Origin of the sequence: Idiomarina sp. UBA4206 (genome assembly GCF_002383015.1) — a bacterium.
Classification (GTDB): domain Bacteria; phylum Pseudomonadota; class Gammaproteobacteria; order Enterobacterales; family Alteromonadaceae; genus Idiomarina; species Idiomarina abyssalis.
Genome location: NZ_DFTS01000016.1, coordinates 17,516 through 23,710, shown reverse-complemented (window position 1 = coordinate 23,710; position 6,195 = coordinate 17,516). Strand labels below are relative to the sequence as shown.

General features: G+C 48.5%; 6 protein-coding genes and 1 pseudogene. 5 read left to right on the top strand and 2 right to left on the bottom strand.

Going from position 1 to position 6,195, the window contains the following annotated elements:
• The first annotated feature begins 34 nt into the window (after positions 1–34).
• Positions 35–859, top strand: a complete 825-nt coding sequence (locus tag B3180_RS03440) for a rhomboid family intramembrane serine protease (RefSeq protein ID WP_224797738.1) — start codon at positions 35–37, stop codon at positions 857–859.
• Here B3180_RS03440 and B3180_RS03435 read toward each other — a convergent pair.
• On the bottom strand, positions 853–1,251 hold the full coding sequence (locus B3180_RS03435) for a flagellar basal body-associated protein FliL (RefSeq protein ID WP_054490815.1): 399 nt from the start codon (positions 1,249–1,251) through the stop codon (positions 853–855). The genes B3180_RS03440 and B3180_RS03435 overlap by 7 nt on opposite strands.
• Before the next feature lie 78 nt (positions 1,252–1,329).
• On the opposite strand from B3180_RS03435, the gene B3180_RS03430 reads away from it, so the two are divergent.
• Positions 1,330–1,926, top strand: coding sequence for a chorismate--pyruvate lyase family protein (locus tag B3180_RS03430; protein ID WP_278355796.1), 597 nt, complete (start codon positions 1,330–1,332; stop codon positions 1,924–1,926).
• Between the two features lies 1 nt (position 1,927).
• Positions 1,928–2,779, top strand: coding sequence for a 4-hydroxybenzoate octaprenyltransferase (ubiA, locus tag B3180_RS03425; protein ID WP_278358617.1), 852 nt, complete (start codon positions 1,928–1,930; stop codon positions 2,777–2,779).
• Here ubiA and plsB read toward each other — a convergent pair.
• Entirely contained in the window at positions 2,776–5,259 is a 2,484-nt protein-coding gene (plsB, locus tag B3180_RS03420; RefSeq protein WP_278358616.1) for a glycerol-3-phosphate 1-O-acyltransferase PlsB, read from the bottom strand. The two genes, ubiA and plsB, sit on opposite strands and share 4 nt — an antisense overlap.
• Positions 5,260–5,390: 131 nt before the next feature.
• Here plsB and lexA point away from each other — a divergent pair, with 131 nt between their 5' ends.
• Together lexA and B3180_RS03410 are read left to right on the top strand one after the other, a co-directional pair.
• Positions 5,391–6,008 carry a transcriptional repressor LexA gene (gene lexA, locus B3180_RS03415; protein WP_054490824.1) on the top strand — a complete coding sequence of 206 codons (618 nt, stop codon included), beginning with the start codon at positions 5,391–5,393 and terminating at the stop codon, positions 6,006–6,008.
• Positions 6,005–6,195 (top strand): annotated as a pseudogene (locus B3180_RS03410) (SOS-response cell division inhibitor); the annotation flags it as partial. The gene lexA and the pseudogene B3180_RS03410, both read left to right, overlap by 4 nt.

Here is a 6,195-nt window from a genome sequence, read left to right as displayed (position 1 = left end):
GTCTTTTCCTGAACACACTGAAAGGACCTAAACCATGCGACGATTGCTCAGCAGCCGCGACTCAGACTGGATGCACAAGCTGTATCAGTATCTACGTCAGCAAGGCATGCCAGTCAGCGTTACTGAACGCGGTGAGCAATTGGAATTGTGGTTACACCAAAGCAGCTATGAAGCCGCTGCTAAGACATTGATTCAACAGTTTAAAGATAACCCGGAGCTAGCCGCTGAACCGGTACAGGAGAAGGCTGCCACGGCATCGCATTCAACCTCTTTGTCTTTTAGTTTACTGAAACAAAGTGGCTGGTTAACGCGTATCGTTGCGGTATTGACCTTGCTGGTATTTGCAGCCATTCAGATGTACCCGGAAACCATTCTGGATACGCTAAAAATCAGCATCTACTTTTCAGCTCTGCCTTATGAGCAGCCGTGGCGCTTTATTACCCCGGTACTCATGCACTTTACGGCGCTGCACCTAGTGTTTAACTTGTTCTGGTGGTGGTATCTGGGTGGACGAGTTGAGCGCTCTCTCGGGTTCTCCTGGTTACTGGCTCTGCTGTTATTTTGTGGCATTACAGCCAACGTTATTCAGTATTTATTTAATGGACCTAACTTTGGCGGCCTGTCAGGGGTGGTTTATGGCTTGCTTGGCTTTTGCTGGGTATACAGCTTTAACCGCCCAACCCCGCTTTATCTGCCACCGGGCCTTATTATCTTTATGCTGCTTTGGCTGGTCATTGGCTACACCGATATGTTGTGGGTCAATGTGGCCAACGAGGCGCACTTAGCCGGACTCATTTCCGGCTGCTTTGCCGGCTTTGTGGTGCGTTGGTTAAACCCTAAAATGCGGCAACTCTACTGATAAATGTATTTAGTGAAAATAACATCGCGGATAACCGGGTTACCCGTTTCCTGCTGCATGAGTTCCTGAGCTCGCTCCACACACTTTAAGCGCAACTGATCACGGCCGGTCATCGTCCTGACCTGACGTTCGGTTGCGGTACTTAAAATTGAGACAAAAGCATTGCGCAATAACGGCGCGTGATGCTCAACCACACTAATGTAGCTGGGGTCTGGCACCATCACTTCAATGGCGACTCGAATAAACCCAAGCCGGTAATCATTACCTTCTTTCAGGTAATTCGTGGTGATGTCCGGTTCAAAACCATAGTAAGAGACATCCTGTGCTGAGGCAGAAGAAACACTGCTGCACCAAAGAAAAATACTTGCTACTACTGTTATCAGAAGTTTCATAGCCCTACCCGGCCCGATTGCTGTTCAATTAAATTCTCTCTGCTATCATAGCGACAGAGCTTAATAACGCCAACACAAATGACAACAGAGTTTTATCCAACACCCGCTTTTCCGGTTAGCGAAGCGCTGCAGTGGTCGCCCCCACAACAATTCGAGTTAACAGCTGAGCAGGCCGACTGGCTGCTTTACGAAGGTTCGTTAACGCAACGTCTGAAAGAAGTCGGTGGAAATTTTTCGGTAAAATTACTGGGTCAGCAGGTATTGGAGCCTACCCCTGAAGAAAAGCAACGACTTAACCTTAACTTCAACGTCGTAGTTCGTGAAGTTCTACTATACTGTGATAAGCAGCCGTGGGTTTTTGCCCGAAGTCTGTTTTCGCCAAGCGCGGAGCAAGCCAGTACGCTGAACTTACAACAGCTTGGCAATCAGTCACTGGGTGAGTCCTTGTTTGCCCGCAGCGATTTACACTGCGGCGATATAGAAGTTGCAGCGGTTGGTGGTGATCACCCAGTTGCACAATTGAACCAGCGATGGTTTCAAAAGGACCACGCGCTGCTTGGCAGACGAAGAATGTTTTCAACCGCGGGCGAACAGTTGTTGGTCAGTGAGATATTCCTTGAGCCGTCGTCACTGTATTCAGCGTCTGAAACTTTTCGTCGCAATAAAAGGAGTTAGCATGCAAAAGTTAGCCGCATTTTGGCAGTTAATGAGAGCAGACCGTCCTATTGGCACCTACCTACTTGCCTGGCCCACTATTTGGGCACTGATGATAGCCGGTGCCGGTAACCCTCCCATGCGTATTGTGGTTATCTTCCTGCTGGGAACTTTTGTTATGCGGTCAGCCGGCTGCGTTATTAATGACTTTGCTGATCGTAACTTCGACGGCCATGTTCGCCGCACTCGTCAACGGCCTATTCCTGCCGGTAAAATATCGGCGACGGAGGCCATGATAGGCTTTATTGCTCTGTTAGCAATTGCCTTTGGTCTTGTCATGCAGCTTAATACCCAGACCGTTATGCTCAGCTTTTTTGCCGCTGGTGTCGCCGCGCTTTATCCATTTTGTAAACGCTGGACTCATCTGCCACAAGTGGTTCTCGGTATTGCCTTCAGTTTTGGTATTTTAATGGCCTTTACTGCACTGGAATCTGAGCAGTGGTTAATCGCCGGGCTATTATTCCTGACCAATGTTATCTGGACCGTGGCCTATGATACCGAGTACGCCATGGCTGACCGCGAGGACGACCTAAAAATTGGCCTGCAGAGCACCGCTATTTTATTCGGCCGGTTTGATCGCCTGGCCATTGGCCTTATGCAATTAGTCTCTCTGGCGCTGCTGGCCTGGGTGATTTATTTATTATCCGCCGAAATATGGGCCTGGCTGGGTTTAGCCGTGATATTGCTTCTGTTCGGATACCAACATTGGCTGATACGGCACAGAGAGCCCGGAAAATGCTTCCAGGCTTTTCTGCATAACCACTATGTCGGCATGGTGTTCGCTATTGGTTTAGCGCTGCACTACTGGTTCTAGTCACTCTGTTTTTGTTCGTCATCGGTTGGTGCTTTTAACTGTTGAACAAAGTGCTCAACCGACTGGCGAATGGTCTGCAGTACCGGACCATCGATAAGCTCATCTACCTGATCGCTTAACTCACCTACCGGTTGCGCAGCAATTTGCTGACCGTCGTCGTCAATTTCCACCAGGCCTTGCTGTTTTAAACTGGCGATCAACGTCGACATGACTTTCTTGTCGTAAAATTCCGGCGCATCAATACCGTGAATTGAGCTTAAACGCTCAGCCAGCGTAATTGATTGCTTCTCCAGGTCGGCACGCATAATTGGCTGCGCCTGTTGCAACAACTCCAGCACGATACAGTAACGTTGCAGAGTTTCACTGGCACTGTTAGCTAATAAGCGTAAACGATACCACTCGGCACTCTCGCGCTGCGCAATAGTACAGATACCGTCTTCCAGTGTGATCAGATTTTGCCGCGCCAGTTCCTCTGCTAAGGCTTCTGTCCACAAAGGCAGGTCATCCGCATTGTGGCTTAGGTATAACTCCGCCTTGAGCGAAGGATAAATTGCCTGAGTGCGTGCCGCTATCTCCGCTACGCTGACTTTCTTTTTCGCCATAATAATGGAAGCCACAATGCCCGGCACAACCATCATATGCAGTATATTATTGCGATAGTAAGTCATCGCAATGGCCGACATCCGCTCCAGTGAAATTACCTCACCCATGGTGTCACTAGTGACGGTGAACTTGTCTGTCCTGAGAGCCTGCTGCCATAATTCTTCCGGCGTTTCTTCAGGAACACTCACTAAATTGCTGTAGGGCACTTCACGCAGAACCCCCAGATACACTTCTAACTGCGCTAAAAGCTCTTCTTTTAATAACGCATGGTGCTCAGAGCTTAATAACGCCAAAGCGGTCAGGTTAACGCTGTTGGCGGCCGCTGAATCGTTGATACCCTGCATTACTTGCTCCGCTAAACCATTTACCACCGGGTTAAGCCAGTTAGGTCGCTCAGGCTCCTGCGCGCCACGGGTAACAGACTGATGCCAGGTGGGTGCCTTTTTGTCTAAATGGTGTTTCAGGTTGATGGGCTGGCCAAAAGTTACAAAACCCTGTCCAAAGTTCTTTAGTTTTGTCACGGTTTTCAGAATTTGAAATACCGACTCTTTCTCTTTGTCCTTACCTTTCAGCTCTTTCAGGTAAGTCGACACTTCCATAATGTGCTCATAGCCAAGGTACACGGGTACCAGCGACACAGGACGCTGCTGGTCTCGCAGCATGCCCTGAACGGTCATTGCCAGCATACCGGTTTTAGGCGGTAATAAGCGGCCGGTTCTGGAGCGGCCACCTTCGCTGAAGTATTCCACCGGGTAGCCTTTTTGAAACAACCAGCACAAATATTCACGAAAAACGGCTGAATACAGTTTGTTACCCCGGAAGCTGCGGCGAATAAAGAAAGCGCCGCCACGGCGGAAAATCCCCCCAACAGGAAAGAAGTTAAGATTAACCCCTGCGGCAATATGCGGCGGTACCAGTCCCTCTTTATAAATCACATAACTCAGCAGTAAGTAATCCATGTGGCTGCGGTGGCAAGGGACGTAAATAATTTCATGCCCTTGTTGTGCCAACCTTCGGATAGTATCGCCACCTTTGACATGAATACCGTTATAAATACGGTTCCACATCCAGGTCATAAAGCGGTCAAGTACACGAACTAAGGTCGAACTGTAATTCGCTGCAATTTCATCAATGTAAGATAAGGCACGCTTACGCGCTGCTTCTTCGCTGATTTTCTTACCCCGGGCTTCATCTGCTACAGCCTTTTTTAAGGCAGGGGTATCAATCAGTGCTGCCATTAGTTCTTTTCTGTGACTTAACTTAGGACCGGCAACAGCGTGACGCATACGCACAAAGTGCACCCGTGCAACTCGCGCCAATTTATGGGCGATGCGCATATCGGTACCATGGTCATGTGCCATTGTGCCCAGACTGACAGCTCGCGAGAAACGAAGTAAAACCTGGCGACCAGAAAACAACACCAACCAAAACTTGCGCCAGTGGCCCGGGTTATCAAGATCCCCTGTCATAGCGTTACCGGCATTGGCTTCCTGCCCGGCCTGACGTCCCCAGAACACACCTGCAGGAACAAGCTGCACGTCGAGCTCTGCATTGTCTTTGTGTAAGGTCAGCAGTTGATGAAATTCTGAAACGGTCTGCTCGGAGGTTTCTTCAGCAAACTCTTCGAGGAACATAATTCGGTCATAGCTTTTACCGTCAACCACTAAAGGCTCGGTCGGGTCAGGCAGACCTCGTTTTGCTGCAGCTCTTTGTAAAATGGATAAGTCTGCTTTAGACGTTGAGCGCATGACATACACAATGGGCTTAGCAATTGTGGTTTCATGCTCTTCTTCAGTACCGTCCCAAATTTCCTGAAAGCGTGTTAACCAACGCAACGGGTACTTAAAGACTGGGTAAAAGCGACTTATTCCTTTCATACTTAGACCTCTGTTTTAAACAGAAAGATAGGATACCAAGTTCGTTTAAATTTGTCGTTCAAGAAATTACTTGCGAAATGAATTTACCTGTATATACTCACAGTATCACTGTACAAATAAACAGGTACATTATGCGCCCGTTAACACCAAGACAATCTGAAATCCTTGAACTTATTAAGGATAACCTACACGCCACTGGTATGCCGCCAACGCGTGCAGAAATAGCTCATAAGCTGGGCTTTCGTTCTGCCAACTCCGCAGAAGAGCATTTAAAAGCTCTGGCACGCAAAGGGGTTATTGAAATTTTACCCGGTATGTCGCGCGGTATTCGTCTTGTAGCCGATGACTACGACATCGCTGATGGCCTACCGTTGATTGGCCAGGTTGCAGCCGGGGAGCCCTTGCTGGCCGAACAGCACGTTGAAGGTCATTATAAAATTGACGAGTCTCTATTTCATCCTGCTGCCAGCTTCTTACTGAAAGTAAACGGCATGAGCATGAAAGACATTGGCATTTTAGACGGCGACTTACTGGCTGTGCATAAAACCGAGCAAGCTCGTAACGGCCAGATAGTCGTTGCCCGCGTAGAAGACGATGTCACTGTAAAGCGTTTTGAACAGCGTGGAAAAACTATTTTGCTTCATCCTGAAAATGAAGATTTCTCGACCATTACTGTCAATCTGGCAGAGCAGGTTTTTGCCATTGAAGGACTTGCCGTCGGTGTTATCAGAAACGGAGCGACCTTATGAAAACTCAACATCAGCACAAATTACATCACCCAGGTCTTTGGACTGCCGAAAATACAGCGCCATCGTTCCAGTTAGATGCTAAAAACACACAGGACGCAATTGACGTCGACAACCTGTCCCCTGTTGTTCAGCAGGCTTTGCAACAAAAGCCAAGCCAATGGGTAACGGTTATTGGCGGCGACAAAGA

Bases quoted from the DNA above. Each gene is read 5' to 3' on its own strand.
- plsB (WP_278358616.1), bottom strand. From the start codon at position 5,259: ATGAAAGGAATAAGTCGCTTTTACCCAGTCTTTAAGTACCCGTTGCGT.
- B3180_RS03440 (WP_224797738.1), top strand. From the start codon at position 35: ATGCGACGATTGCTCAGCAGCCGCGACTCAGACTGGATGCACAAGCTG.
- B3180_RS03430 (WP_278355796.1), top strand. From the start codon at position 1,330: ATGACAACAGAGTTTTATCCAACACCCGCTTTTCCGGTTAGCGAAGCG.
- lexA (WP_054490824.1), top strand. From the start codon at position 5,391: ATGCGCCCGTTAACACCAAGACAATCTGAAATCCTTGAACTTATTAAG.
- ubiA (WP_278358617.1), top strand. From the start codon at position 1,928: ATGCAAAAGTTAGCCGCATTTTGGCAGTTAATGAGAGCAGACCGTCCT.
- B3180_RS03435 (WP_054490815.1), bottom strand. From the start codon at position 1,251: ATGAAACTTCTGATAACAGTAGTAGCAAGTATTTTTCTTTGGTGCAGC.